This window comes from Acidiphilium iwatense (assembly GCF_021556475.1).
Classification (GTDB): domain Bacteria; phylum Pseudomonadota; class Alphaproteobacteria; order Acetobacterales; family Acetobacteraceae; genus Acidiphilium; species Acidiphilium iwatense.
On record NZ_JAKGBZ010000017.1, the window covers coordinates 44,526 to 68,580 of the forward strand.

The 24,055-nt window shown below is 62.6% G+C and carries 25 protein-coding genes; 19 read left to right on the top strand and 6 right to left on the bottom strand.

What is annotated here, in order from left to right; genetic code table 11:
* Nucleotides 1–177 precede the first annotated feature (177 nt).
* The 5 genes from L2A60_RS10330 to L2A60_RS10350 are packed head-to-tail and all read left to right on the top strand — an operon-like array spanning nt 178 to nt 5,043.
* Nucleotides 178–1,272 carry an acyltransferase family protein gene (locus L2A60_RS10330; RefSeq protein ID WP_235704295.1) on the top strand — a complete coding sequence of 365 codons (1,095 nt, stop codon included), beginning with the start codon at nt 178–180 and terminating at the stop codon, nt 1,270–1,272.
* A gap of 36 nt (nt 1,273–1,308) precedes the next feature.
* Complete coding sequence (gene proS / locus L2A60_RS10335) at nt 1,309–2,622, top strand: proline--tRNA ligase (RefSeq protein ID WP_235704296.1); 1,314 nt, start codon at nt 1,309–1,311, stop codon at nt 2,620–2,622.
* Nucleotides 2,622–3,869: a lipoprotein-releasing ABC transporter permease subunit gene (locus tag L2A60_RS10340; protein WP_235704297.1), complete on the top strand. Its 1,248-nt coding sequence runs from the start codon at nt 2,622–2,624 to the stop codon at nt 3,867–3,869. The genes proS and L2A60_RS10340 overlap by 1 nt, the downstream gene beginning before the upstream one ends.
* On the top strand, nt 3,862–4,539 hold the full coding sequence (locus L2A60_RS10345; protein ID WP_235704298.1) for an ABC transporter ATP-binding protein: 678 nt from the start codon (nt 3,862–3,864) through the stop codon (nt 4,537–4,539). The genes L2A60_RS10340 and L2A60_RS10345 overlap by 8 nt, the downstream gene beginning before the upstream one ends.
* Nucleotides 4,540–5,043, top strand: a complete 504-nt coding sequence (locus L2A60_RS10350; RefSeq protein ID WP_235704299.1) for a phosphate-starvation-inducible PsiE family protein — start codon at nt 4,540–4,542, stop codon at nt 5,041–5,043.
* Here L2A60_RS10350 and L2A60_RS10355 read toward each other — a convergent pair whose 3' ends face one another.
* Nucleotides 5,044–6,834 (bottom strand): ABC-F family ATP-binding cassette domain-containing protein, encoded by a 1,791-nt coding sequence (locus tag L2A60_RS10355; protein WP_235704333.1) that lies wholly within the window; start codon nt 6,832–6,834, stop codon nt 5,044–5,046.
* A gap of 66 nt (nt 6,835–6,900) precedes the next feature.
* Between L2A60_RS10355 and L2A60_RS10360 the strand changes: the two genes are divergently transcribed.
* Nucleotides 6,901–8,505: an NAD(P)/FAD-dependent oxidoreductase gene (locus L2A60_RS10360; RefSeq protein ID WP_235704300.1), complete on the top strand. Its 1,605-nt coding sequence runs from the start codon at nt 6,901–6,903 to the stop codon at nt 8,503–8,505.
* Here the strand turns inward: L2A60_RS10360 and L2A60_RS10365 are convergent.
* The gene (locus tag L2A60_RS10365) at nt 8,502–9,272 is read right to left on the bottom strand and encodes an exodeoxyribonuclease III (protein WP_235704334.1); all 771 of its coding nucleotides are present in this window, start codon (nt 9,270–9,272) and stop codon (nt 8,502–8,504) included. The two genes, L2A60_RS10360 and L2A60_RS10365, sit on opposite strands and share 4 nt — an antisense overlap.
* Nucleotides 9,268–9,609, bottom strand: coding sequence for a HesB/IscA family protein (locus L2A60_RS10370; RefSeq protein WP_235704301.1), 342 nt, complete (start codon nt 9,607–9,609; stop codon nt 9,268–9,270). Before L2A60_RS10370 ends, L2A60_RS10365 begins: the two co-directional genes overlap by 5 nt.
* Before the next feature lie 93 nt (nt 9,610–9,702).
* Here L2A60_RS10370 and L2A60_RS10375 point away from each other — a divergent pair, with 93 nt between their 5' ends.
* From L2A60_RS10375 to L2A60_RS10435, 13 genes are all read left to right on the top strand, one after another.
* Nucleotides 9,703–10,845: a deoxyguanosinetriphosphate triphosphohydrolase gene (locus tag L2A60_RS10375; protein WP_235704302.1), complete on the top strand. Its 1,143-nt coding sequence runs from the start codon at nt 9,703–9,705 to the stop codon at nt 10,843–10,845.
* A gap of 10 nt (nt 10,846–10,855) precedes the next feature.
* Complete coding sequence (gene argS, locus L2A60_RS10380; protein ID WP_235704303.1) at nt 10,856–12,646, top strand: arginine--tRNA ligase; 1,791 nt, start codon at nt 10,856–10,858, stop codon at nt 12,644–12,646.
* 15 nt (nt 12,647–12,661) lie between these two features.
* Entirely contained in the window at nt 12,662–13,438 is a 777-nt protein-coding gene (locus L2A60_RS10385) for an SPOR domain-containing protein (protein ID WP_235704304.1), read from the top strand.
* Nucleotides 13,439–13,445: 7 nt separating this feature from the next.
* Nucleotides 13,446–14,372 carry a beta-N-acetylhexosaminidase gene (gene nagZ, locus L2A60_RS10390; protein WP_235704305.1) on the top strand — a complete coding sequence of 309 codons (927 nt, stop codon included), beginning with the start codon at nt 13,446–13,448 and terminating at the stop codon, nt 14,370–14,372.
* Entirely contained in the window at nt 14,369–15,064 is a 696-nt protein-coding gene (locus L2A60_RS10395) for a site-2 protease family protein (protein WP_235704306.1), read from the top strand. The genes nagZ and L2A60_RS10395 overlap by 4 nt, the downstream gene beginning before the upstream one ends.
* Nucleotides 15,051–15,818, top strand: coding sequence for a segregation and condensation protein A (locus L2A60_RS10400; RefSeq protein WP_235704307.1), 768 nt, complete (start codon nt 15,051–15,053; stop codon nt 15,816–15,818). Before L2A60_RS10395 ends, L2A60_RS10400 begins: the two co-directional genes overlap by 14 nt.
* Nucleotides 15,811–16,371, top strand: a complete 561-nt coding sequence (gene scpB, locus L2A60_RS10405) for an SMC-Scp complex subunit ScpB (protein ID WP_235704308.1) — start codon at nt 15,811–15,813, stop codon at nt 16,369–16,371. Before L2A60_RS10400 ends, scpB begins: the two co-directional genes overlap by 8 nt.
* A gap of 48 nt (nt 16,372–16,419) precedes the next feature.
* The gene (gene tatB, locus L2A60_RS10410) at nt 16,420–16,866 is read left to right on the top strand and encodes a Sec-independent protein translocase protein TatB (protein WP_262312649.1); all 447 of its coding nucleotides are present in this window, start codon (nt 16,420–16,422) and stop codon (nt 16,864–16,866) included.
* Nucleotides 16,867–16,875: 9 nt separating this feature from the next.
* The gene (gene tatC / locus L2A60_RS10415) at nt 16,876–17,670 is read left to right on the top strand and encodes a twin-arginine translocase subunit TatC (protein ID WP_235704310.1); all 795 of its coding nucleotides are present in this window, start codon (nt 16,876–16,878) and stop codon (nt 17,668–17,670) included.
* A 185-nt stretch (nt 17,671–17,855) separates the two neighbouring features.
* Nucleotides 17,856–19,139 (top strand): serine--tRNA ligase, encoded by a 1,284-nt coding sequence (gene serS, locus L2A60_RS10420; RefSeq protein ID WP_235704311.1) that lies wholly within the window; start codon nt 17,856–17,858, stop codon nt 19,137–19,139.
* 92 nt (nt 19,140–19,231) lie between these two features.
* Complete coding sequence (locus tag L2A60_RS10425; RefSeq protein WP_235704312.1) at nt 19,232–20,101, top strand: MBL fold metallo-hydrolase; 870 nt, start codon at nt 19,232–19,234, stop codon at nt 20,099–20,101.
* A gap of 4 nt (nt 20,102–20,105) precedes the next feature.
* Nucleotides 20,106–20,543: a YeeE/YedE family protein gene (locus L2A60_RS10430; RefSeq protein WP_235704313.1), complete on the top strand. Its 438-nt coding sequence runs from the start codon at nt 20,106–20,108 to the stop codon at nt 20,541–20,543.
* Nucleotides 20,543–21,019, top strand: a complete 477-nt coding sequence (locus L2A60_RS10435; RefSeq protein WP_235704314.1) for a DUF6691 family protein — start codon at nt 20,543–20,545, stop codon at nt 21,017–21,019. The genes L2A60_RS10430 and L2A60_RS10435 overlap by 1 nt, the downstream gene beginning before the upstream one ends.
* 54 nt (nt 21,020–21,073) lie before the next feature.
* Here L2A60_RS10435 and L2A60_RS10440 read toward each other — a convergent pair whose 3' ends face one another.
* The 3 genes from L2A60_RS10440 to thiG form a co-directional block, all read right to left on the bottom strand.
* On the bottom strand, nt 21,074–22,474 hold the full coding sequence (locus tag L2A60_RS10440) for an arylsulfotransferase family protein (RefSeq protein WP_235704315.1): 1,401 nt from the start codon (nt 22,472–22,474) through the stop codon (nt 21,074–21,076).
* A 334-nt stretch (nt 22,475–22,808) separates the two neighbouring features.
* A complete protein-coding gene (locus tag L2A60_RS10445; protein ID WP_235704316.1) occupies nt 22,809–23,204 on the bottom strand; it encodes an ArsR/SmtB family transcription factor in 396 nt (131 codons plus the stop codon).
* Between the two features lie 86 nt (nt 23,205–23,290).
* Entirely contained in the window at nt 23,291–24,055 is a 765-nt protein-coding gene (gene thiG, locus L2A60_RS10450) for a thiazole synthase (protein ID WP_235704317.1), read from the bottom strand.

The following is a 24,055-nucleotide window of genomic DNA, read 5'->3' on the forward strand; positions in this document are numbered from 1 at the left end:
GCTATTTTTGTAGCTAAAATGCGCTGATTATCCTTTACCTTATGAATGGTGCGGTGCATCATGGCTTTAGGGTGAAGTTTGGTTCTTCACTCTGCCGTGTGACTGGCGTTTCCTCCCTGAACTTGGCCCGCTGGCCCTATGGCCGGCGGGCATTTTTCTGGGCATAACCCAAAAATCATGAATAAAGCCCGCGAACTGACGGATTTGACCGCCTGCCGGGCTTTGTTTGCCCTTTGGGTTTTTGCCTATCACCTCAATCTCCACATCCAGATTGCGAAGTATCTTGGCCTGCTCGGGCCGGTGATCGATCGAGGGTATTTGGGGGTCGATGGATTCTTCGTGCTTTCCGGCTTCATTCTCGCGCGGGTCGATCGAGGAATTGCGCTAACCCGACAGAGCCTTCTTCAGTTCTGGGGCAAGCGGCTCGCCCGCATCTATCCCGTGCATCTCGGGGTCATCTTCCTGCTCGGCGTGTTGTTCATTGGCGGCGTCACCTATGGAATCACCCCACGGGAACCCGATCGATTCGGCACGATCGCGCTGATCGAGCATTTGTTGCTGATCCAGGGATGGGGCGTCATTCACCACTGGGCCTGGAACTATCCATCCTGGTCGATCAGCACGGAATGGGCGGGTTATCTTTTGTTTCCGTTCATCGTGGCCGGCCTGACCCGTTTCTACGATATGGCCGTGGTCACGATCTTGCCGATCTGTTTCTTCGTACTGTGCCTGATCTCGTTTTTTTTCGGCGGGCTGAACCTTACATTCGGTACATCCTTATTGCGCTTTTTTCCAGAATTCCTAGCCGGTGCTGCGACTGCTATCGCGGTGCCAATGCTGGCCGACGAATTGCCCGGCGCGCGTTTCGCCGCTGTCGGTGCGGCTATCGCCTTGGCATTCGCCTGGGCCGGCCACGACGCGATGACCGTCTTCGGCCTTTGGTTGATGCTTTATGGATTCGGCATGCAAGGTGACGCGGAAAAGCCCGAAACCGTCGGCCAGATCAAGCCGTTACATGCGCTTGGGGTAATTTCCTACAGCTTTTATATGAGTTTCGCGCCCGGCGAACTCATCGCCTCGCAACTCTTCCGTCACCTGCATGTTGCTCCGGCCGCCGAGCCGCTCGCCTATGCCGCAGCGCTCTCGGTGCTGACACTCGGGCTAGCGATCGTTCTCCATGTCGTTATCGAGAAGCCGTCCCGCATTGCACTCAATCGCCGGCTCGATCCTGCCCGCGCCGCCGCTCTGGCCGAAGGCTCCGTGCCGCTGTAGGAGAGCAGCGACAAACCAACTCGATCAGGATATCGCATGCGCCTTTCCCGCTCGCTGATTCCCACCCTCAAGGAAACGCCCGCCGAGGCGCAGATCGTCTCGCACCGGCTGATGCTGCGCGCAGGGCTGATCCGCCAGCAATCCGCCGGGATATATGCGTGGCTGCCGGCCGGGCAGCGCGTGTTGCGCAACATCGCAAACATCGTTCGCGAGGAGCAGGATCGCGCCGGAGCACAGGAAATTCTGATGCCGACCATCCAGGCCGCCGATCTCTGGCGCGAAAGCGGCCGCTACGACGCCTACGGCCCGGAAATGCTGCGCATCCGCGACCGTCACGACCGGGAAATGCTTTACGGCCCGACCAACGAGGAAATGCTCACCGCGATCATGCGCGACAGCGTGCAATCATATCGCGACCTGCCGCAGATGCTTTATCATATTCAGTGGAAGTTCCGCGACGAAGTCAGGCCGCGTTTCGGCGTGCTGCGCGGTCGCGAATTCCTGATGAAGGACGGCTACAGTTTCGATCTCGATTACGCGGGCGCGGTCGCCAGCTATCGGCGTATGTTGCTTGCCTATATGCGTACTTTTCGCCGCCTTGGCGTCCGAGCGATCCCGATGCGCGCCGATACCGGGCCGATCGGCGGCGATCTGTCGCACGAATTCCATATCCTCGCTCCCAACGGAGAAAGCGGCGTGTTCTACGACAACGCATTCGAGACGATCGGTCTCGGCGACGATACATTATCATACGACAACCAAGCCGATCTCAACGCTTTCTTCGAGCAGATGACATCGCTCTACGCCGCGACCGACGAAAAGCACGACACCGAAGCCTGGAACAATGTCCCGGCACAGAGCCGCCGCGAGGGCAGGGGAATCGAGGTCGGTCAGATCTTCTATTTCGGCACCAAGTACAGCGAAGCAATGGGCTTTTCCGTGGTCGGACCGGACGGATCGAAAATTCATCCTGAAATGGGCAGTTACGGTATCGGCGTGTCGCGTCTTACGGGCGCCATCATCGAGGCGAGTCACGACGACGCCGGCATCATCTGGCCCGCATCGATCGCGCCGTTCCGCACCGCCATCCTCAATCTCAGGCAGGGCGATGCCATAACCGACACACTCTGCGAAAGCCTGCATGAGAAGCTCGGCGATGCCGCGCTCTACGATGACCGGCCAGCACGCGCGGGTGAAAAATTTGCCGATGCCGATCTGATGGGCCATCCCTGGCAACTTATCGTCGGCCCACGCGGAGCGGCGAATAACCAGGTCGAAGTGAAGAATCGCCGCAGCGGCGAGCGCACCGAACTCAGCGCCGACGATGCGCTGACCAAGGTGCTTGGTTGATGTTTTCAGCTTTCGAACGCCGCGTCGCCTTCCGTTATCTGCGCGCGCGCAAAGGCGAGCGCTTCGTCTCGATCATCGCGATCTTTTCGCTGATCGGCATCGCCCTTGGTGTAGCGACGCTGATTATCGTGATGAGCGTGATGAACGGCTTTCGCCAGGAACTGCTCGGCCAAATTCTCGGACTGAACGGCGATATCGGGGTATTCGGCGCCGGCCACAACATCACGCAATACGACGCGACGGCGCGCAAGCTCGGGAAAATCCCGGGCGTGGTCAGTGCGATCCCGATCGTGCAGGGTGAAGTGCTGATGACCGGCCCGCATGGCGGCGCGATCGGCGGCGTCGCGCGCGGCATCCAGCTTTCGGGATTGCAGAAGCTCCGCACAGTTTCCCGTCACATCATCGCAGGTTCGCTCAAGAATTTTTTTGGCAACGACATCGCGATCGGCGCCGGTGTCGGCACGCAACTCGGCATCCCGCTCGACGGCACGATTACCCTGGTTCTGCCACAGGGTAACGCCACGATCATCGGCACCATCCCGCGCATCGAAAGCTTCCATGTCACCGCGATCTTCCAGACCGGCATGGCCCAGTATGATTCAAGTTTCGTATTCCTGCCGCTTCATGCCGCGCAAACTCTGTTCCGTGCGCCGAACGCCGCGACTCAGATTCAGCTTTTCGTGAAGAACCCGGATCGCGACACCGCGATCAAACAGGCGATCCCGGCGGCGATTCCGGGCGTGCCGATCAACATCGTCGATTGGCAGGACAGCAACAATGCATTTTTCGCGGCGGTCAATGTCGAGCGCAACGTGATGTTCCTGATCCTTACGCTGATCATCATCGTCGCCGTGTTCAATGTGGTATCTTCGATGATCATGATGGTGAAGGACAAGACCGCCGATATCGCGATCCTGCGCACCATGGGAGCATCCTCGAGCTCGATCCTGCGGATTTTTTTCATGGTGGGCGCTTCGGTCGGTGTCATCGGCACCGCGATCGGTTTCACGCTCGGCCTGCTGTTCTGCGTGCATATCAACCAGATCCGCCTGTTCATCCAGTCGATCACCGGCACGCAATTGTTCAACCCCACGGTCTATTATCTCGAATCCCTGCCGGCGAAGCTGGAATGGAGCCAGGTGATCGAGGTGGTGGTGCTTGCCGTCGCTCTTTCGTTTGCCGCGACGCTGTATCCGAGCTGGCGTGCCGCGCGCACCGATCCGGTCGAGGCGCTGCGCCATGAGTGAGGTTCTGAAGCTCGAAGCCCTGGTTAGAACCTTTCGCAACGAAGGCGACGACCTGCACATTCTGCGCGGCGCCGACCTCGTGCTGAACGCGGGCGAGATCGTCGCACTCGTCGCACCGTCGGGGGCGGGCAAATCGACGCTTCTGCACCTTGCCGGGTTGCTTGAGCGCCCGGACGATGGTGTGGTCAGGATCGGCGGGATCGATGCCGGCAAGCTTTCTGATTCCGAACGCACCCGGCTACGCCGGGATTCCATAGGATTCGTCTATCAGGCGCATCATCTGCTCGCCGAGTTTACCGGACTGGAGAACGTGGTGCTGCCGCAACTCATCGCGGGTTCGCCGCGCGCAAAGGCCGAAGCGCGAGGACGCGATCTGCTCCGCGCCTTTGGCCTCGGTCCTCGCGAAACCCATCTGCCCGGCAAGCTCTCGGGGGGCGAACGCCAGCGCGTGGCGATCGCACGCGCCATGGCCAATGCACCGAAACTTCTGCTCGCCGACGAACCCACGGGCAATCTGGATGTCGCCACGGCAGACATCGTGTTCGATGAGCTTCTGCGGATGGTGCGTGGCGAGGGTGTCGCAGCGCTGATCGCGACTCACAACCCGGATCTCGCCGCGCGCCTGGACCGCGTGGTCATGTTGCGCGACGGCAAATTGGTTGCTGGATGAATGGTCTCTAATTTTGATCCCGAGGCGAGCCGCGCGCCACGTCCGCATTATCGCTGGCGCGGGCTGACCTTCCGCTTCTACGACATGGCGGTCGATGCGGTCATTATCGGGGTCATTCCGCTGATGTTGATCGCGCTGGGTTATGCGTTCGTCGAGGCGGTTATCAGCACTGTTCACATGATCCTGATGATACAGCCTGCCGGGCGAGACGCGTTGGAACTTCGCGTCCTGGTCGAACGCATCCTCGATGTCGTGATCCTCATTGAATTGTTCAACACGTTCATGGATTACGCTCGGACACGGCGGATCAGGCTATCGACGCTGCTCGACGTGACCATCGTATTTTCACTCCGCGAGATTCTGATCAAGCTCTACGCTCAGAAATTTTCGTCGCGCGATCTGGTGGCACTTTGCATTGTGGTGATCGTTCTGGTGATTGCGCGCAGCGTCACGATGTGGTTTTCGCCGACGGTGCGGAAAGATCGCGACACGCAAGACGTCTGATCAGGTTTCGGCGGCCTCGCGTTTGAGTTCGAGATCGAGCCATTCAGTTTCGGCGGCAGTAAGGCAATCTTGTAAATCAGACAATTTTCCTGATGTGGTTTCGAATTTTCGTGGGTTGATCTTGAACAAATCAGGATCGGCGAGGATCGCTTCGAGGCTTGCGATCTCCGCATGCAATTTGGCGATCTCGGCATCCAGCGTCTTCAACCGGTGCCGATCCCTGAAGGAAAACGCGGCGCGTTCGACCTGGCGCTTCGGGCTCGTTGCGGCGGATTTGCGCGCCTGCCCCGAAACATCACCCATTTCGCCGCGCTGGGCCAGCATGTCAGTGTAGCCGCCAGCATACTCCACCCAGCGCCCATCGCCCTCGGCGGCGAGTGTGGATGTCGCAATCCGGTCGAGAAAATCGCGATCATGACTGACCAGCAGGATGGTGCCTGAATAATCGCCAAGCATGTCCTGCAGGATATCGAGGGTTTCGATGTCGAGATCGTTGGTCGGCTCATCGAGAATCAACAGATTGGACGGTTTGGCCAGGATCGCCGCGAGCAGCAACCGCCCGCGCTCGCCACCGGAAAGCGAGCCGACCGGCGTGCGCGCCTGATCGGGGCGGAACTGAAAATCCTTCATATAGCCAATGACATGGCGGAACGTGCCACCAACCTCGACCATGTCGCCGCGCCCGCCGGTGAGCGTTTCGGCAAGCGTGCTGGCGGGATCGAGGGCCGCGCGCTGCTGATCGAGTGTCGCAATCGAGAGATTGGTGCCGAGCGTGATGGTGCCCTGGTCCGGCATGTCGATGCCGGTAAGCAGTCTGAGCAGAGTGGTCTTGCCGGCACCGTTGGGCCCGACGATCCCGAGCCGGTCGCCGCGCAGCACCCGCAACGTCAGATCACGAATAATAGCCTGGTCTCCGAAAGATTTGCTGATCGACTTAGCGTCCGTCACGATTTTGCCGGACAATGACGCAGCACTCGCGGTCACCCGCAAATCGCGGGAGTCGCGTTGCTCTTCCCGTTTGCGTTCGCGCAGCGTGGTGAGTTCGGCAACGCGGCGGACATTGCGCTTGCGCCGCGCGGTCACGCCATAGCGCATCCAATCCTCTTCGCGCGCGATCTCGCGGCTGAGCTTCTGCGCATCGCGCGCTTCCTGTTCGAACACCTCGTCGCGCCACGCCTCGAAATGCGAAAACCCGCGATCGATCCGGCTGGTCCGGCCACGGTCGAGCCAGACAATGCTGCGCGACACCCGCTCCAGCAGCCGCCGGTCATGGCTGATCAACACGATACCCGCGCGCGAGCCGCGCAATTCGGCTTCGAGCCATTCGATCGCAGGCAGATCGAGATGGTTGGTCGGCTCGTCGAGCAGAAGCACATCGGGCGCCGGCGCCAGCACTCGCACAATCGCGGCGCGCCGCGCCTCGCCGCCGGAGAGGCGCTCGGTCGCTTCAGCCCCGGTCAACCCAAGCTGGTCGAGCAGGCCGCGCGCGCGATGCGCATCCGATTCGGCATCCAGGCCGTCCAGTACATAATCGAGCACGGTGGCAAACCCCGACAAATCCGGTTCCTGCGGCAGATAGCGCAGGGTTGCCCCTGGTTGGAGGAAGCGGGTGCCGCGATCGGCGACAACCATTCCCGCGGCGATGCGCAGCAGCGTCGATTTGCCGCAGCCATTGCGGCCGACCAGGCAGATGCGCTCGCCGGCACCCACGCCGATCGTCGCGCCATCGAGCAGAGGCGAGGCGCCGAACGAGAGCCCGATATCCTGCAGCAGCAGCAAAGGGGGAGCCATCGGCACGTTGTGGCCAATCGGTGCCGGCATGGCAATCCGCGATCAGTCGCGTTATGAGCCTGCATCATGCTGCGTTTGACCGAAATCAGGCTGCCTCTCGACCATGCGGGCAATGCGCTGCACGGCGCAATCCTCGCCAAACTCGGAGTCGAGGCGTCCGTGCTGCGCGGCTTCACCGTGTTCCGCCGGGCTGTCGATGCGCGACGCAAATCCGCGATCATGCTTATCTACACCATCGATGCGGATGTGGCCGACGAAACCGCATTGCTCGTGCGTTTTGCCGCCGACCGCCATATCTGCCGCACACCCGATCTGGCTTACAAGCCCGTGACGACGCGAACCGCCCCGAAGCGCCGCCCGCTGGTGATCGGCACCGGGCCATGCGGCATTTTCGCGGCCCTGATTCTCGTGCAATACGGGCTGCGGCCGATCATCCTGGAGCGTGGCAAGACGGTGCGCGAGCGCACCAAGGATACCTGGGGCCTATGGCGGCGCGGCATTCTCCAGCCCGAATCCAACGTGCAATTCGGCGAGGGCGGGGCTGGGACGTTTTCCGACGGTAAGCTCTACAGCCAGATCAACGACCCGAACCATCTTGGCCGCAAAGTGCTGACCGAATTCGTTACGGCCGGCGCGCCGAAGGAAATCCTTTATGTCGCGCATCCCCATATCGGCACGTTCCGGCTGGTCGGCATGGTCGAGGCGATGCGCGCGACGATCGAGCGTCTGGGCGGCGAATACCGGTTCGGCACCAGGGTGACCGATCTCGACATCGGAATCGCCGGCGGTGCTCGAAGGGTGCGCGGGGTGGTGCTTGAGAACGGCGAGACGATCGAAGCCGATCATGTAGTGCTCGCGGTCGGCCATTCCGCGCGCGACACATTCGCGATGCTGAAGGATCGCGGCGTGCACATCGAAAAAAAACCGTTTTCGGTTGGATTTCGCATTGAGCACCCGCAATCGCTGATCGATCGCGCCCGCTATGGCGGTTTCGCAGGCAACCCGATCCTGGGTGCTGCCGACTACAAGCTGGTGCATCATGCCGCCAACGGGAGGAGCGTCTATAGTTTCTGCATGTGCCCCGGCGGCACCGTCGTTGCCGCGACCTCCGAGCCGGGTCGGGTCGTGACCAACGGCATGAGCCAGTATTCGCGCAACGAGCGCAACGCGAATGCGGGGATCGTGGTCGGCATCGAACCGGCAGATTACCCCGGAGATGTGCTCGCCGGCATCGATCTGCAGCGCGATCTCGAAAGCCGGGCGTTCGTCGCGGGCGGCGGGGACTACCGCGCGCCGGGACAGTTGGTGGGTGATTTTGTGGTGGGCCGCGCCTCAACCGCATTCGGCGCGGTCATCCCGTCTTACAAGCCCGGCGTGACGCTGACCGATCTCGCGCCATGCCTGCCGGATTACGCGATCGCGGCGATCCGCGAGGCACTGCCTGCCTTCGGTAAAAGAATTCCGGGGTTCGACCGGGAAGATGCGGTGCTGACCGGCGTGGAAACCCGCACTTCCGCGCCGATTCGCATCACGCGCGACAGGGATGGTCAGAGCCTGAATACGCGAGGCCTGTTTCCGGCGGGCGAGGGCGCGGGCTATGCCGGCGGCATCCTGTCGGCAGGGGTCGACGGGATTCGCGCGGCAGAGGCGGTGGCGCGCAGCCTCGGTTAATCCATGATCGAAACGACGACCGGCACGTGGTCCGAGGGCTGCGGCTTGTCGCGCTCCGCCCGCGCGATATCGACGGCTACAAGACGCTCCGCCACACGCGGCGAAAGCAAGGCATGGTCGATACGCAAGCCACGATCACGCTGCCATGCGCCAGCCTGATAATCCCAGAACGTATAGAGCGGATCATTCGGGTGCAGCGCGCGCACCGCATCGGTCAGGCCAAGCCAGATCAGGGCGTTGAACGCGGCGCGAGTTTCGGGGCGCACCAGCGCATCGTCCGCGCCCAGTGCGCCTTTGGCAAAATCGGCGTCGGTCGGGCAGACATTGTAATCGCCCGCGAGAATGAAATCCTGCTCCGCATCCAGCATGGCCGCCGCGTGTCGGCGCAGATTTTCCATCCAGGAAATTTTCGCGCGATAGCCGTCGTCGCCGCCAGAATTGCCGTTCGGCAGATAGAGATTGCCGATGGTGAGGTCACGGAACGAAACTTCGATGTAGCGGGCGTGGCCGTCATGTTCCTGGTCGGGCAGGGCACGGTGCCGCACCTCGACCGGTTCGCGCGAGAGAACGGCGACCCCGTTATAGGATTTCTGCCCGACGATCGCGGCGTGATAGCCTAAATCCTTGAATGGTTCGCCTGGAAATTGCCCATCCTCGCACTTGATCTCCTGCATGAGCAGAAGATCAGGTTGTTCGCGCGCAAGAAAATCCGCGACCAGGCCGGCGCGGATGCGAACCGAATTGACGTTCCAGGTAGCGAGCTTAATCAACCGAAAACGACGTGCCGCAGCCGCAGGATGTTTTCGCATTGGGATTACCCACAGCGAAATATGCGCCCATCAGCGTGTCCTTGTAATCGAGTTCCGCCCCCTCGAGCAGGTCGAGGCTCGCCGGATCGATCGCAACCCGTGTCCCATCACGTTCGATAATGATGTCGTCCTCGGCGATCTGCCGCGTCAGATCGAATTTATACTGAAATCCGTTACAGCCGCCGGCCAGCACCTCGACTCGCAGGGCAGAGCCGGGTGGCTCGGCCGCCAGAATGGCGGCAATCTGCCGTGCCGCGCCGTCACTGATCCGAAACCGATCCATCGTGTCGCTCATGGCCCCTATATAGTCCCGATCGCGCCGAATCAGAACCCCTTTCGATGCGAGGCATGGCTTGGAGACGGCGCCAGCCTCCTGTAAGCCGGGCACATGTCGCTCGCCCCCTATGCCGTGTGCGCCGGCGCCTCGCGCGGCCGTCAGCACCTGGAACCGGACAGCAATACGCGGTCGCCGTTCCAGCGCGACCGCGACCGCGTGCTGCACAGCAATGCCTTCCGCAAGCTGCAGTATAAGACCCAGGTTTTCGTGATCCATGAGGGCGATTTCTACCGCACGCGCCTGACCCACAGCCTGGAGGTCGCACAGATCGCGCGCAGCATCGCCCGCAGCCTCGGGCTCGACGAGGATCTGACCGAGGCCCTGGCCCTTGCGCATGATCTCGGCCATCCGCCATTCGGCCATGCCGGGGAAGCAGGGCTGAATGCGGCCCTCGATGCGCATGGCGGGTTTGACCACAACGCACAGAGTCTGCGCAGCGTGACCTTCCTGGAACACCGCTATGCCGGTTTCGACGGCCTGAACCTCACCTGGGAAACCCTGGAGGGTATCGCCAAGCATAACGGCCCGGTATTCGACCCGCCCGACTATATCGCCCGCTTCGACCGTGATTTTCCGCTCGACCTCGCGCGCCAGGCTTCGGCCGAGGCGCAGGTAGCGGCCCTCGCGGACGATATCGCGTATCACGCCCATGATATCGACGATGGCTTGCGCGCCGGGCTGTTCGGTCTGGACGATCTTGCGCATCTGCCGGTAGTCGGCGTCGCTCTTGCCGAAGCACGCGGCCTGACCGCCGATCCTCGGCGCATCCGCGCCCAGACGGTGCGTCAGACGATCGGCGTCTTCGTCACCGGCGCGCTCGCCGAGAGCCGCGCGCGGCTTGATGTTCTGGCACCAGAATCATCCGATGCGATCAGGAACACCGACGGTCCCGTGATCGGCTTTTCGGCCGATCTTGCCGCCGCAAACCACGCGATCCGCGAATTCCTGTATGCCCGGATGTACCGTCACTGGCGAGTCAACCGCATGACCCACAAAGTCGAGGCCGTCGTGCGCGAGATGGCGAATCTGTTCCTCGCCCGCCCAGATTTGCTGCGCGACGACTGGCGCGACCGGGCTGGATCGCCGAACAGCGAAGCCGCCGCCGAGGCGGTGCGCGACTATATTGCAGGCATGACCGACCGTTTCGCGCTCGACGAACATCGCCGCCTGACCGATCCGCATTCCGCCGCCTGAAGGTATAAAAATGTCCGAAAACCTGTTCGCCGAGTTGCGCGGTATCGTGCTCACGGAACTCGCTACACTGCATCCCGGATTGCCGGAGGACGCGCTTTCGCGCATCGAAATCACCCTCGCGCGCGATCCGGCGCATGGTGACGCAGCGACCAACGCGGCACTGATCGCGGCCAGGCCGCTGGGACTCCCACCGCGCGAAATTGCTGCTGGTCTTGCCGTGAAGCTCGCCGCGAGAGAGGAAATCGCCAGCGCCGAACCGGCCGGCCCCGGCTTCGTCAATGTCACGCTCGATCATACCGTCTGGCATGCGCAGCTTCCCGCGATCCTGCGTGCGGGCGAAGCCTATGGCGCAAGCCGGATCGGCCGGGGCAAGCGGGTCAATATCGAATATGTCTCGGCCAACCCCACCGGCCCGATCCATGTCGGCCATACCCGCGGCACGGTGGTCGGCGATGCGCTCGCCAATCTGCTCGCCAAGGTCGGTTACGAGGTAACCCGCGAGTTCTACATGAACGACTCGGGCGCACAGGTGATCGCGCTCGCCTGGTCGGTCTATTGGCGCTACCTTCAGGCGCTCGGGACCACGCTCACCGAAGTCGAATTTGCCGCCGCAACCCCGACCGGATTGCAATATGGTGGCGCATATCTGGCGCCGCTCGGCAACACGCTCGCCGAACGCCACGGCGCTGCCCTCGCTGGTCCCGGCCTCACCGTGGCTGAAGCTGAACTCTGGCTCGATACCGTCCGCGATTTCGCGGTCGCTGAAATGATGACACTGATCCGCGAGGATCTCGCCGCCCTCGGCGTTCACCATGATGTATTCACCAGCGAGGGCGCGCTGATTGCCGCCGGCAAGATCGAAACCGCGCTCGATGATTTGGCGACACGCGGCCTGCTGTATGAGGGCGTGCTGGAGCCGCCCAAGGGCAAGACGCCGGACGATTGGGAACCGCGCGAGCAGACCTTGTTTCGCTCCACCGAATTCGGCGACGACGTGGATCGCCCGGTGCGCAAATCCGACGGCTCCAACACCTATTTCGCCAACGACATCGCCTATCATGTGGACAAGATCGCGCGCGGCTTTTCGCTCCTGATCGACGTCTGGGGCGCCGACCACGGCGGCCATATCAAGCGGATGCAGGCCGCCGTGGCGGCTCTTCGCGGCGGCACCGGGGCGTCGCTGGAAATCGTGCTGTGCCAGATCGTTCGGATCATGAAAAACGGCCAGCCGATGCGCATGTCCAAGCGCGCCGGAACCTATATCGCGCTGCGCGACCTGATCGACGAGGTCGGCGCAGACGCGGTGCGCTTCATCATGCTGATGCGCAAATCCGACGCGCAGATGGAATTCGATCTCGACGCCGCGGTGGCTCAGACCCGCGAGAACCCGGTATTTTACGTGCAATACGCCCATGCGCGCTGCCGCTCGGTGCTGCGCGCCGCCGCCGAAATGCCCGAACTCGGCGCGACTGGCGATGCATCCCTGGCCGAGATCGATGTCTCGACACTGACCGCACCGGAGGAACTTGCGCTGATCCGGCGGCTCGCCTCCTGGCCGCGCCTGCTGGAAGGCGCGGCGCTTGCGCGCGAACCGCACCGACTCGGATTCTTCCTGTATGATGTCGCGGGCGACTTCCATGCGCTGTGGAACAAAGGGCGGGAGGATGCGAATCTGCGGTTCATCCGTAACGATGCGGTGGCCGAAACCCGTGCGCGGCTTGCCCTGGTCGCGGCAACCGCCATGGTCATCCGGTCCGGTCTCGCGGTAATGGGAGTAACGCCGGTCGAGGAAATGCGCTGAGCGGAGTCTTTTGCCATGGACGACCCGAATATCGACATCCCGCCCTACGCCTCGCCGAGGTTGCGGTCCCGCGGCGTCGATTCGGCGACCAAACGGATGGCGACGGTGGCGGGCGGACTCGGTATAGCGATCATCCTGCTCGCCCTGGTCTGGAGCGGCGTGCATACCGGGCTCGGCCCGCCGCCGGTCGTCAAGCCGCCGCCAGGCCCGATGCGGACCGCGCCGGTCAATCCCGGCGGGCTGCAAGTTCCCGGCGCGCACGAGCAGATCATGTCCGGTACGACCGCATCCGGACCGCCGCAACTTGCACCGACGCCGCCACCACCGGATTTCGCGAAGCTCGACCGGGAGGCCAAGCAAGCCAAGCTGGCACAAGCCAAGCCCGGCCGGTTGCGTCCGCTGCCGCCGCAAGCCACGCCGGCACCCCGAAACTCCTCTCAAGTTGCATCCCTGCCGTTGCCGCCGCCTGTCGTGGCAACACCACCTGCCCCTACGGTTGCTCCCGCCTTGCCGCCGATGTACGCGCCGACCCAGGCGGCAAGCACCGGGCCCTACGCAGTGCAGCTTGCCGCGCTGACCTCGATGGCGAAGGCGAACCAGGCATGGCAGACGCTGGTTGCCCGCGTGCCCGACATTCTCGACAGCGAAAAGCCGCTCGTCGTCCCCGGCGTGATTCGCGGGGAAACCTTCTACCGGCTTCGTCTCGCCGGGTTCGCCAGTGCCTCCGCCGCCGCGACGTTCTGCGCCCGGCTCAAATCACGCGGCGTTACCTGCTACATTCCAAAATCATGAGCGAAGTATGAAAGCCGCGATTATCGGCATCGCCGGCACTGCCTTGACCGGGGCCGAGCGTGCCTTGCTGGAGGCAATGCCGCCCGCCGGGGTGATCCTGTTCGCGCGGAATATCGAAAACCCCTTACAACTCGCTGATCTTGTGGCCGACCTCCGATCATGCCTGCCGTCCGATGCGGTTCTGATGATCGACCAGGAGGGGGGCCGCGTCGCCAGGCTGCGGGCACCGCATTGGACGGAGCTGCCCGCCGCCGCCACGCTTGGCGCATTGTTCGCAACCGACCCCTATGCCGCCCGCAAGGCGGCACGCGCCCATGGCGCCGCCCTCGGCGCGCTCGCCCGTGGAGCCGGATTCGATGTCGTGACCGCCCCGGTGCTCGACGTTCCGGTCGCCGGTGCTGACGCGGTCATCGGCGATCGCGCCATCAGCACCGATCCCATCGCGGTGGGTGCGCTTGGTGCGGACATCGCCTGGGGATTGCTGTTCCAAGGCATTCAGCCGGTGATGAAGCACTTGCCCGGCCATGGACGGGCGACCATTGACAGCCACGCCGGCCTACCACGCATCTCCGCCACCCAGTTCGACACCGATCTTGCACCTTTCGCCGCCAATAGCGAGTTGCCTTGGGGCATGACCGCCCATATCGTCTATGAACGCTGGGATGCCGAAAATCCGGCGACTTTTTCTCATCGCGTCATTGCCGACGTGATTCGGGGCAAAATCGGATTTCGCGGCATTCTGGTCAGCGACGATCTCGCCATGGGTGCGCTCGATGGCCCTCCCGAAATCCGTGCTACTCGCGCTCTCGCCGCCGGGTGCGACATCGCGCTCTATTGCCCCGGCGCTCTCGATGACAACCGCGCCGTGCTCGCCGCCTGCCCCGATCTCGACCCGTCCCAGGCAGCGAAGCTCAAGGCGCGCCCACCATCATGACCGCGAGCACGATCCGCTCCATCCTGATCGGCGTCATCGCCTCGGTCTTGGCGATCGTCCTGCATGAGCTGGCGCACGGTTTCACCGCGCTCGCCATGGGCGATCGCACCGCGCTGCGCGCCGGCCGGCTTTCGCCCAACCCGCTGCGTCATGTCGATCGGTTCGGCACCGTCATCCTTCCGCTGATCTTGATCGCGGCTCAATTGCTGACCATCGGGCGGGTTGCCTTCATGTTCGGCTGGGCCAAGCCCGTGCCGATCGACCCGAGCGGATTTCGCGATCCGCGCCGGGGCATGGCGATCGTTGCGGCGGCCGGACCGGCGGCCAATTTCGTTCTCGCCCTGATCGCCGCGTTTCTGCTTGCGGCTCTCGGCACCCATGGATGGATCGCTGATTTCCTGCTCTATTTCCTGTTGTTCAACGTGGTGCTCGGCCTGTTCAATCTGGTGCCGCTACCGCCTTTCGACGGCGGGCGCATCGCGGTCGGCATCCTGCCGCTGCACGCCGCCCGCGCCCTCGCTCAAGTGGAACGACTGGGCATTCTAGCGATCCTGCTCGTGGTGTTCATCCTGCCGGCTGCGCTCGGGCAGTTCGGCGTGCATTTCAACCCGGTGGGCGACGTGCTCGACCTTTTCGTGCCGCGCGTCGCGACCTTCTTTCTGCATCTGGCGGGCGTTCATGGCGGATATTGATTCCGCGCCGCCCACCGAGGCGTTCATCGTCCAGCTCGATGGCTTCGCCGGCCCGCTCGATCTTCTGCTCGATCTCGCCCGCGCCCAGAAGGTCGATCTCGCCAATATCTCGATCCTAGCTCTTGTCGAGCAATATCTTGCGATCATCGAAGGCGCGCGGCGCATCCGCCTCGAACTCGCCGCCGACTGGCTGGTTATGGCGGCATGGCTTGCCTGGCTGAAATCCCGCCTGCTGCTGCCTGAAGATGAAACCGCGGCCGAGGAAGGCGAGATCGCCGCCGATGTTCTGGCCGCGCGGCTGCGTGCGCTGGAAGCGATTCGCGCGGGTGCTGCCTGGCTCAATGCGCGGCCGCAGCTCGGGCAGGACGTGTTCGAGCGCGGCGCACCGGAAGATTTCACCGAAATCGATCGCTCCCGCCTGAAACTCGATCTGCCGGCACTGCTTGCGGCTTATCTCGCGGCGCGGCGGCGCTCCGGCGCGAAACGGCAATACCGGCCGAAGCCGATTCTCTACTGGACGGCTCAGCAAGCCCTTGAGCGGTTGACAAGGATGCTCGGCTCGGTGCCGGGCTGGACCGACATCGCCGCCTTTCTTCCCGAACGGCGCGAAACTCCGCTCGCTCATCGCGCGGCGCTGTCCAGCACGCTGATCGCCGGACTGGAACTTGCGCGCGGCGGCGATGCGTCGCTCCGCCAGGATGCGCCGTTCGGCCCAATCCTGATCCGGCCCGGCGCGGAGCATCGAAATGACTGACTACCCCCATGCCGAGCGCCTGCTCGAAGCGGTGATTTTCGCGAGTCGCGAGCCGGTGCCGCTGCGCGCGCTCGCCACGCTGCTACCCGACGGCGCCGATCTCGACGCTACGCTCGCCGCGATTCACGCCCATCACGCCGGCGGCGGTATCGAGCTTGTCGAAGCCGGGCAGGGGGTGATGTTCCGCACGGCACCCGATCTCGCGTTCGCCTTGCGCCGGGTAGTGGAAGTGCCGCGCCGCCTGCCGCGAGTCGCGATGGAAACGCTGGCCATCGTCGCCTATCACCAGCCGGTTACCCGTGCCCAGATCGAGGAGATCAGGGGCGCCAGCCTGTCGCAATCGACCCTCGATGCGTTGCTCGAAGCCGATCTAGTCGCCCCCGCCGGCCACAAGGAAGTACCCGGCCGGCCCACGCTGTGGGCGACCACCCCGCATTTCCTGGTTCAATTCGGCCTGAAATCGCTTCGCGATCTGCCTAGGCAAACCGATCTCTTGGTCGAGGCAGCGTCTTCATCTGCCGACACGCATGAGCCGGGCCCCGCCGATCCTTGATTTTGGGCGCGGTGCTGCTAGCACAGGCGCCGGTTCAAGCGGGCGAGAATGTTCGGATTTTCCTGGTCAGAAATTGGCGTGATCCTGGTCGTGGCGCTGGTCGTCATCGGACCCAAGGATCTTCCCGTGGCGATCCGCACGGCGAGCGCCGCCTTGCGCAAAATGCGCGGGCTGGCCAGCGAGTTTCAGGGCCATGTCCAGGAGCTGCTGCGCGAGGCCGATCTCGCCGATGTCGGCGCCGAACTGCGCAATCTGCGCAATTTCGATCTCGGCAGCGTGATGGATCGCCATATCGACCCGGACGGCGAACTCCGCCACGCTTTCGATCCGGCGAGCGGCGATCCGCAGGACATGGCAGTGCCGGAGATCGGCGCCGACGCCGCCGAGACTCGGGATGAGGAGCCGGTGATCAACGCGCCCGCCTTCATTCCGCCGGACGCGGCGCGGCATCACCCGATGCCCGCCTTCATTCCGCCCGGCACCCGCCTCTGGTAGGGTAGAATCATGGATTCCGTGAACGACGCGCCGAAACCGGACGAGATCGACGACAAGGAAATGCCGCTGCTCGACCATCTGGCCGAGCTGCGCCGCCGGCTGCTGTGGTCCGCGGCGGCGTTCCTGGTCGCATTCCTGGTCTCCTATTATTTCGCCAAGGACGTTTATTACTTCCTGGCTCAGCCGCTCGTTCACATCATGAAGGAGCGCGGCCAGAAGCCGGAACTGGTCTATACCGCGCTCTACGAGGCGTTCTTCACCTATGTGAAGGTGGCGATTTTCTCGGCGGCGTTCATCTCGTTTCCGATCATCGCCTCGCAGATCTGGCTGTTCATCGCCCCCGGCCTGTACCGGAGCGAAAAACGCGCGCTGCTGCCGTTCCTGATCGCAACGCCGGTGCTGTTTTTCGCCGGCGGCGCGTTGGCCTATTATATCATATTTCCAAATGCTTGGAAGTTTTTCCTGAGTTTCCAGACGAACCCGAGCAATACGCATTTCCAGATCGACGTGCTGCCGCGCGTCAGTGACTACCTCAATCTGGTGATGAAACTGATCTTCGCGTTCGGCCTCTGCTTTGAGTTGCCGGTGCTGCTCACCCTGCTCGGCCGGGTCGGCATCGTCACCGCCGCCGGACTGAAGAAATACCGCCGCTACGCCTATGTCGGCTGTTTCATCGTTGCCGCCATCCTCACCCCGCCCGACGTATTCACCATGACCGGCCTAGCGATTCCACTCATCGCGCTGTTCGAGATTTCGATTTTTGCGGTGAAGCTAGCCGAACCGAAGGTGGACGCCGATGCCTGAGGCGTCATTGCGACCCAGAGCGGAGCGAAGGGAAAGGAATCCATCAAGCGGTATGAAACGTCACGGCGATTGCGAGGGCCGGAAGTCGGGCTTTGCTACCGGCGTGCGGGGTGGCGGAGCCATGGATTGCTTCCCCTTCGCTCCGCTCTGGGTCGCAATGACGGGCGGAATGGGAACTGATTTCGATGCATGATTTGAAGGCGATCCGGGAAAACCCGGAAGCGTTTGACGCAGCGATGAGACGGCGCGGCGTATCTCCTGAAACAATCGACAAGGTAATCTCGAACGAAGATGAGCGGCGAACGCTTGCGGCCGAGCTTCAGGCTTTGAAGACGCAGCGCAATGAGATTGCCCAGCGTATTGCTGTGAACCGGCGACAAGGATTGAATACGTCGGATGACGAGATCGCTGGAACGACTCTGAAACTGCATATTTCTCAACTGGAAAACAAGGAACGGGAAAACAATTATCGGTCGCAGGATACTGTTCAAAGTCTGCCGAATATTCCTGATAACGACGTCCCCGAAGGCCCCGACGAAACCCATAACGTCGAGCAGAAACGCTTTGGCTCCATAAAAAACTTCGAGTTCGCGCCCAAGCAGCATTTCGAGATCGGCGAAGCCCTCGGCCTGATGGATTTCGCCGCCGCCGCCAAAATCGCGGGCAGCCGGTTCACTGTTCTGCGCGGCGATCTCGCCCGGCTGGAACGCGCGCTCGGCCAGTTCATGATCGACCTGCACACCACCGAGCATGGCTATACCGAGGTTTCGCCGCCGCTGCTGGTCAATGACGCAACCATGTTCGGCACCGGACAACTGCCGAAATTCACCGACGATTCGTTCAAGACCACCGATGGCCGCTGGCTGATCCCCACCGCCGAAGTGCCGTTGACCAATCTGGTCGCCGGCGAAATCCTCGACGGCGCAAAGCTGCCGCTGCGCTTCACCGCACTCACGCCGTCCTTTCGCTCCGAGGCCGGATCGGCCGGGCGCGACACCCGCGGCATGTTGCGTCAGCACCAGTTCTGGAAGGTCGAACTGGTCTCAATCACCACGCCGGACGCCAGCACCGACGAACACGAGCGTATGACGCGCTGCGCCGAGGCGGTCCTGGAACGACTCGACCTGCCCTATCGCCGTATGCTGCTCTGTGCCGGCGACACCGGGTTTTCAGCCGCCAAAACCTACGATCTCGAAGTGTGGCTGCCAGGACAGGGAACCTATCGCGAAATCTCCTCCTGCTCGAATTGTCGCGGGTTCCAGGCGCGGCGGATGAATGCCCGCTTCCGGCCAGCACCGAAGGACGGCAAGCCAGCGAAGCCCGACTTTGTCCATACGCTGAACGGCTCCGGCGTCGCGGTCGGCCGCGCCCTGATCGCGGTGCTGGAGAACTACCAGAACGCGGACGGCTCGGTGACGATCCCCGAAGCCCTGCGTCCCTACATGGGTGAAAAACAGAACATCGGCTGACCACATGCCCGTCATGCGCGCAGCCGATTTTCCTTGATCGGAAACATATTCGTTGTTATGAATGTGTAAGGCACGAACCAGGAGGCGTGATCATGACCGCCACCCCGACCGTCATTCCGCACTACGATCCGGCGACCAGCACGATCAGCTATATCGTGGCCGATCCGGCCACCAGCCGCGCCGCGATCGTCGATTCTGTGCTCGACTACGACCCCAAGGCCGCGCGGGTCTCCACCGCCTCGGCCGATGCGTTGATCGCCGAGGTTCGCACGCGCGATCTGGCGGTGGACTGGATCGTCGAAACCCATGTCCATGCCGATCATCTCTCGGCGGCGCGCTACATTCAGAACAAACTCGGCGTCGGCACGGTCGGCATCGGCGACCATATCGCCCCGGTACAGCGCGATTTCGCCGATATCTTCGACATGGGCGCCGATTTCCCGACCGACGGCCGCCAGTTCGACCATCTGTTCACCGATGAGGAACGCTTCGCGATCGGCGCGATCGAGGCGCGCGCGATCTACACGCCGGGCCATACGCCGGCCTGTATGTCCTACCTCATCGGCGATGCTGTGTTCGTCGGCGATACGCTGTTTATGCCCGATTACGGTACGGCACGCTGTGATTTCCCTGGCGGCGACGCGCGGGCGATGTACCAGTCGATCCAGCGCCTGTTCGCCCTGCCGCCGGAAACCCGCGTGTTCACCGCGCATGACTATCAGCCCAATGGCCGTGCACCCGCATGGGAGAGCACCATCGCCGAGCAAAAGGCCAGGAACGTTCAGATCAACGAGAGCGTTACCGAGCAGGACTTCGTCGCGAAGCGCAATGCGCGCGATGCCACCCTGGCCGCCCCCGTGCTCATCCTGCCTTCGCTCCAGGTGAATATCCGCGGCGGCGATCTGCCCGATCCCTCCGGTAACGGGCGGCGCTACCTGAAAATCCCGCTGAACGTGATCTGATCCGATGCTCCTGCCACCTCCCGTTCCGACGCCGTTCACCCCGGTGCTCGCGCTCGCTGGCGGGCTGATGATCGGCGCTTCCGCCGGGCTGCTCTGGATCGGCATCGGCCGGATCGCAGGAATCAGCGGCATTGCCGGTGGATTGATCGAGCGCGCCGAGCGGGATTGGCGGCTCGCCTTCGTTTTCGGCCTGCTGCTCGCCGGCCTTTTCGCCCGGATGCTCGGAATCGCTCCCACGATCCATCTCTCGGGCTCGGTGCCGCTGCTCGCCTTCGCCGGTCTTCTGGTCGGCTGCGGCACCGCGCTGGGCGGTGGATGCACGTCCGGTCACGGCATTTGCGGTCTGTCGCGCGCCGCGCCACGCTCGATCGTCGCCACCCTCGTCTTCATGGTGGTCGCCGCGACCGTGGTGTTCTTCACGCGCACGTTTGGAGGATCTTGATGCGCGTTGTGATCGCCTTCGCATCCGGCCTGTTGTTCGGCGCCGGATTGCTGGTCTCCCACATGGCGGACCCCGCGAAGGTCTTGAATTTTCTCGATGTCGCACGCCGCTGGGACCCAAGCCTCGCCTTCGTCATGGGCGGCGGGCTGATCGTCACGAGTCTCGCTTTCGCGCTTGCTCGGCGGCGCGCCCGGCCGCTCGTGGGGTCGGGCTTTCCGGTGCTGCCGCGCCACGGAATTACGATGCGGCTGACCGCGGGCGCTAGCCTGTTCGGCGTCGGCTGGGGCCTGATCGGTCTCTGCCCCGGTCCCGCGCTGGTCGCGCTTCCGCTCGATCCGGCGCGCGTCGCCGTGTTCGTGATTGCGATGCTCGCGGGACTGTGGGGCGCCCGCCTAGAGCAATATGGCTTTAAGTGGAATCGCGCAGCGATCCACAAAGCCATGAAATTGCTCACCCAAACAAAGAGCAGAGCGTGATCGACTGAAAGTCACCTACGAACTTCCGAATCGGGACGCTAGACTGACAGCACCCTATGCGGGCGTGACGCCGGCGGGTACCCAGCTGAACGGTACGGCCTGCGCCCGGTATACCGCACGAACGGCCACTTTTCTGCCGCCAAAGAGCCAGGAGCCAGAGTATGGGCTAACGTACTCCCACACGATTTTGCCTGTTGGAGTGATCTGAAAGATGCGCCCATCCATGCCTTCGTCTATCAACGTATTGCCGTTGGGAAGCCGTTGAGCATTACCGATGAACGAGGTGTAGAAAGACCAGGGTGGCTGACCGGAATTGATGGCGGTGTACTCCCACACGATTTTGCCGCGTACTGGGTTAATCTCGAGGACACGCGATCCTGAGTATTTGCTGATCAGGACAGGAGGGTATCCAGAGCCTCCCTGGTCGTCGAGCAACAGGAGATTGCCGGCACCAGGTAGACCCTTCGGGATAATGTGGGCGTTATGTTGTCCGGCAAGCTGGTCAACAGGTCGCGGGAGCCTCGAATTGTCGGCGCGTTCGTCAGGATCATAGAATCCGTTTCGATAATAGGGGCCCATTCGCCAGACGACCTTGCCGGTCTTTTTACTGATGATCACGATAAAATTGGCTTTTCGGGAATCGATCATGATGTTGTCGGGCGCAAAACGGTGATCACCCCCGTCGAACCATTTGTTGGGGCCGAGCGGACGCATATCGTTGATTTCAAGATAGCCCCAGGGATTCATTTCCGTTTCAGCTGCGACTTTGTTTCGGAGGAATGTCCAGCCCTTTGCCGACAGGCCGAACTCTTCGAGGTGGTCGCCCGCCCACCATTGCCAGACAAGTTTTCCAGATGGGTCGACTTCATAGATACCCTGATCGATCACCTCTTTCGAGCCGATGCTTTTGATGGTCCGTGGACGGGCGGTCAGGAGCAAGGTGTTGCCGTTCGCAAGTCGCGCCCAGTCATGGTTCTGGTACGCCGCACCCCCCGGCGCTTGGGTGCCCCAATGCCATACGATCCGCCCAGCCCAATCGAGTTCGCCAATCACCTTGTTCGAGAGGATCCCGCCGGTTTTGTCGTGACTCGCTTCGATCTGTAGAAGGGTATGACCGAGTTTTTCTCCAACCAACGCGGGGTCAATGATACGACCGGGAAACCCGTAATAGTTCCAACGGTGGACCTCATTACCCTGCATGTCGATGACACGGGTTTTGCCATCGGGGGTACTGAAAACGATTAGACATTTATAGGCTAAATCGGGGTCATGGATGGTGACCCCGGTAGGAAAGACGGACGGAGTGGCTTCGGCTTGCCGAAGCCGCGAGCCAAAAGCACCAACAAATGTGGCACAGCAGGCGAGTTTAGCAAAATTCCGTCGCTGAAAGCGGAGGTTGCCTTTGTGCCGATAGGCAGACTCTGCCGGATCCTGATGACGGTCAGGATTGCTCATGTAGAATTCCCACCCTTAGGAAGGTTAAAGACATAATCGTCTTCGGAGGTTAACCGAAAAGATCTGAGATGATCATCTCCGTCACCGGATTTGCCAAGCCGCGATTGCTCCAATTTTTTTGGTTCAACAGTCGATGTCATATAGCGTGGAACGCGGCGTGGGTGAGACCGGAAATACACATCATAGATTTACGCTTATGATGGGAATGTCCAAGCAAACTCGCGCGGAGGGAATGTCAAAGCAAACTCGTGCGGCGGGAGCGGGAGGACGGCGAACGCCCCGGCCAAAATGGAGAACCGTGCGTCCTAGCCGCCGATCGGATCGGCAGGGCAGGTCAACCGGCGGTTTCGCCTGCGCCATCCTGGGTGCAAAACAGCCGGTAGAGCAGGCCGATAACCTCTCGCGCCGCGTCGCTTCCGAGCGCGTAATAGATGGTGCGCGAATCCCGCCGCGTCGTCACCAGCCCGTCTTGCCGCAGCCGGGCAAGCTGCTGGGACAAATGCGCCTGCCTGATGCCAAGCTCGCGTTCCAATTGCCCGACCGAGGCTTCGCCAAGGGCCAGATGACACAGAATCATGAGCCGGTGCGGATTGGCGATGCAGCGCAGGAATTGCGCAGCACTTTGCGCGTTTTGCGTCATCGCGTCGAGAGCGATGCCCGCCGCACCGGAACTGTCAGGAAAGCCCGGCGGCACCGGCGCTGGCCGAGCCGCATCGATGGCATGACGCATTTGGTTTCCCCGCTGCCAAATCGCCGAAACGTTAAATACTATGGTCCAGATCGCGATGGTTTGGCAACCTGCGGCCAGCGGAGACGTCAGGCGCCGACCAGGCCGAGTTCCGGGCTGGACGCTTCGGCGCGCAGGCGCCTCGGAATTCGCCCCGCGTGGCGCGCGTCGTACCCGGCGCGCACCGCATCGCGCATCGCGCGCGCCATCCGCACCGGATCATGGGCACGGGCGATGGCGGTGTTGAGCAGCACGGCATCGCAGCCGAGTTCCATCGCGAATGTGGCGTCGGATGCGGTGCCGATTCCGGCATCAAGCACCACCGGCACCGGACTCTGCGCGCAAATCCGCTCGATGTTGTAAGGATTGGCGATGCCCAACCCCGAGCCGATAGGTGAGCCGAGCGGCATCACGGCGGCGGCGCCGAGATCGGCGAGCTTGCGGCACAGGATCGGGTCGTCAGTGCAATAAGGCAGCACGGTGAATCCCGCTTTCACCAGCTCCGCGGTTCCCTGAAGCAAAAGCTCGGCGTCGGGATAAAGCGTTTCCCGATCCCCGATGATCTCGAGCTTGATCCAGCCTGTCTCCAGCGCTTCGCGGGCGAGTTCGGCGGTCAGCACCGCATCGCGCACCGTGGCGCAGCCCGCCGTGTTGGGCAGCAGCCGGTAGCGGCTGCCCAGTGTATCGAGCAGCGACCCGCCATAGGCATCGAGGCTGATGCGCCTGATCGCCATGGTGACCAGCGATGGCTCGCCGGCATCCAGCGCATCGAGCAGAACCTGCTGGTTCGGATAGGACGCCGTGCCCATGAACAGGCGTGATGCGAATGAGATATCGGCGATGGTCAGCGCCAT

Bases quoted from the DNA above. Each gene is read 5' to 3' on its own strand.
- L2A60_RS10330 (WP_235704295.1), top strand. From the start codon at position 178: ATGAATAAAGCCCGCGAACTGACGGATTTGACCGCCTGCCGGGCTTTG.
- proS (WP_235704296.1), top strand. From the start codon at position 1,309: ATGCGCCTTTCCCGCTCGCTGATTCCCACCCTCAAGGAAACGCCCGCC.
- L2A60_RS10340 (WP_235704297.1), top strand. From the start codon at position 2,622: ATGTTTTCAGCTTTCGAACGCCGCGTCGCCTTCCGTTATCTGCGCGCG.
- L2A60_RS10345 (WP_235704298.1), top strand. From the start codon at position 3,862: ATGAGTGAGGTTCTGAAGCTCGAAGCCCTGGTTAGAACCTTTCGCAAC.
- L2A60_RS10350 (WP_235704299.1), top strand. From the start codon at position 4,540: ATGGTCTCTAATTTTGATCCCGAGGCGAGCCGCGCGCCACGTCCGCAT.
- L2A60_RS10355 (WP_235704333.1), bottom strand. From the start codon at position 6,834: ATGGCTCCCCCTTTGCTGCTGCTGCAGGATATCGGGCTCTCGTTCGGC.
- L2A60_RS10360 (WP_235704300.1), top strand. From the start codon at position 6,901: ATGCTGCGTTTGACCGAAATCAGGCTGCCTCTCGACCATGCGGGCAAT.
- L2A60_RS10370 (WP_235704301.1), bottom strand. From the start codon at position 9,609: ATGAGCGACACGATGGATCGGTTTCGGATCAGTGACGGCGCGGCACGG.
- L2A60_RS10375 (WP_235704302.1), top strand. From the start codon at position 9,703: ATGTCGCTCGCCCCCTATGCCGTGTGCGCCGGCGCCTCGCGCGGCCGT.
- argS (WP_235704303.1), top strand. From the start codon at position 10,856: ATGTCCGAAAACCTGTTCGCCGAGTTGCGCGGTATCGTGCTCACGGAA.
- L2A60_RS10385 (WP_235704304.1), top strand. From the start codon at position 12,662: ATGGACGACCCGAATATCGACATCCCGCCCTACGCCTCGCCGAGGTTG.
- nagZ (WP_235704305.1), top strand. From the start codon at position 13,446: ATGAAAGCCGCGATTATCGGCATCGCCGGCACTGCCTTGACCGGGGCC.
- L2A60_RS10395 (WP_235704306.1), top strand. From the start codon at position 14,369: ATGACCGCGAGCACGATCCGCTCCATCCTGATCGGCGTCATCGCCTCG.
- L2A60_RS10400 (WP_235704307.1), top strand. From the start codon at position 15,051: ATGGCGGATATTGATTCCGCGCCGCCCACCGAGGCGTTCATCGTCCAG.
- scpB (WP_235704308.1), top strand. From the start codon at position 15,811: ATGACTGACTACCCCCATGCCGAGCGCCTGCTCGAAGCGGTGATTTTC.
- tatB (WP_262312649.1), top strand. From the start codon at position 16,420: ATGTTCGGATTTTCCTGGTCAGAAATTGGCGTGATCCTGGTCGTGGCG.
- tatC (WP_235704310.1), top strand. From the start codon at position 16,876: ATGGATTCCGTGAACGACGCGCCGAAACCGGACGAGATCGACGACAAG.
- serS (WP_235704311.1), top strand. From the start codon at position 17,856: ATGCATGATTTGAAGGCGATCCGGGAAAACCCGGAAGCGTTTGACGCA.
- L2A60_RS10425 (WP_235704312.1), top strand. From the start codon at position 19,232: ATGACCGCCACCCCGACCGTCATTCCGCACTACGATCCGGCGACCAGC.
- L2A60_RS10430 (WP_235704313.1), top strand. From the start codon at position 20,106: ATGCTCCTGCCACCTCCCGTTCCGACGCCGTTCACCCCGGTGCTCGCG.
- L2A60_RS10435 (WP_235704314.1), top strand. From the start codon at position 20,543: ATGCGCGTTGTGATCGCCTTCGCATCCGGCCTGTTGTTCGGCGCCGGA.
- L2A60_RS10440 (WP_235704315.1), bottom strand. From the start codon at position 22,474: ATGAGCAATCCTGACCGTCATCAGGATCCGGCAGAGTCTGCCTATCGG.
- L2A60_RS10445 (WP_235704316.1), bottom strand. From the start codon at position 23,204: ATGCGTCATGCCATCGATGCGGCTCGGCCAGCGCCGGTGCCGCCGGGC.
- thiG (WP_235704317.1), bottom strand. From the start codon at position 24,055: ATGGCGCTGACCATCGCCGATATCTCATTCGCATCACGCCTGTTCATG.